At 61.3% G+C, this 1,594-nt stretch carries 1 protein-coding gene; it reads right to left on the reverse strand.

Translation table 11 applies throughout. From position 1 onward, the window contains the following. Positions 1-353: 353 nt before the first annotated feature. Entirely contained in the window at positions 354-1,514 is a 1,161-nt protein-coding gene (locus QPL96_RS19335; RefSeq protein WP_117616802.1) for a transposase, read from the reverse strand. Positions 1,515-1,594: the final 80 nt, after the last annotated feature.

The raw sequence follows: 1,594 nt of genomic DNA on the forward strand, positions 1-1,594 counted from the left end.
TAACGATATAGATAACCGTCCACCTCCCGCCAACTCTCAGGCACACCCGAACTAAGGCAGGCACGCGACCGGGCCCCTGTGGATCGGTTCATCGGCTTGTTGGACTGGTCCGCACTCGAGGTCTCAGGCTAGCCTATGGGGATTTGAAATGCCAGATTTCCGGAAGGGGCTCCGGAACAGCGGAAAGGCTCTGTGATTCCGGGTCAGTTTAAGGGCGTGGGCCTGATCCGGTCGAAACGGGCGAAGGAGAATGGCGTCGATTTTCTGCGATCTCCGGGCAACCGGCAAGACAAGCGCCCCACCGACGGCGCCTGTCATGGTGTGATTCCCTGTTATCCCTGAGTCCCGACAGCTCATGGCGGAGCCCTCGAAGGGGCAATGGGGGCCATCAGTGTCAGTTGCCGCTCACAGACCGAGCAGTGGGTCTGCTTCTGACTGTCGGGAAAACGGCCAAGATAACCTTGCCACCGAACCGGCTTCGGTTGGCGAACCGGCGCTTGCCCCACGTCCGCCCGGGCCTGGTCCAGCTTGCCCCGGCAGGCAACCGCATACAGACCATAACTGCGCACAATGTTCAGCCCCTTGCGGGGCACATGCTGCAGTAACCGCCCGGCAAATTCGCCCGTACTCAGGCGTTCCTTCCGGCACCGTTTACGTCCGCCATCCGGGTTGTCCCGGTGCGCATGGTAGCGGAACAGGACATCGTTCTGGTCGGTCCGGAACCTTGACAACTGACTCGGGCGCATCGGCCCGCCCCGCACGTAGCGGGCCAGGTATTCCACCACGCCTTCCGCGTTGTCATAACGCTCTCGAAGGTTCACATTCCAGGGCTTACGTCCCAATCGGTTAAACAGGTTGTGGCTGCTCGTCGGTGTCTCACCGTCCGGTAGCGACAACTCCCCGCAATCCACGGCGGATTTCAGCTGCGCCAGGAAGTGCCCACGATACTTGAACATGACCGCCCGGATCGGCAGAAAACAGTTCCTGACCGGCAACCGCCACAGCCCCTGATCGTCCAGACCACCCTCGGTAATGGCGCAATGAATATGGGGGTGCAACGTGAGCGACCGCCCCCAGGTGTGCAAAACGCTCAGAATGCCAGGTTGGGCCCCCAGGTACGCCGGATCGCTCAAAAAACACATCAGCGTCTCTCGCACGGACTGGAACAACCAGCGAGTCATCCGGTCGGTGTTGCGGCGCCAGTACGGATGCAATTCGTGCGGCAGGGTAAAGATCACATGGCGATGGGGGTGATCAATCAGGCGTGACTTCTGGCCCTCCAGCCAACGCTCAAGCTGAATCCGGTTGCATTGCGGGCAACTGCGGTGGCGGCAGGAGTTGTACCAGACCCGCTGGACATGCCCCTCGGGGCAGCCCTGTATGTGACCGCCCAGTGCCGCCGTGCGGCACAGCACCATCGCCCTGGCCGCGCGATGAACATGCGGTGGCAGAGGCGTCTTCTCCGCCAGGGCCGGATACCCCCGGCCCATCACCTCTTGTAGTATCGTCTTCATCCTTGAAAACCCTACTCAGTAATCGATGATCAACAAAGATCTCAGGCGCGCTCCCCGCGCTTGCGCGGCTAGTTCAACGC

Source organism: Marinobacter sp. SS8-8 (genome assembly GCF_030540945.1).
In the GTDB taxonomy this organism is placed as follows: Bacteria; Pseudomonadota; Gammaproteobacteria; order Pseudomonadales; family Oleiphilaceae; genus Marinobacter.

Coding starts and splice junctions, on each gene's coding strand:
- QPL96_RS19335 (WP_117616802.1), bottom strand. CDS start 1,514: ATGAAGACGATACTACAAGAGGTGATGGGCCGGGGGTATCCGGCCCTG.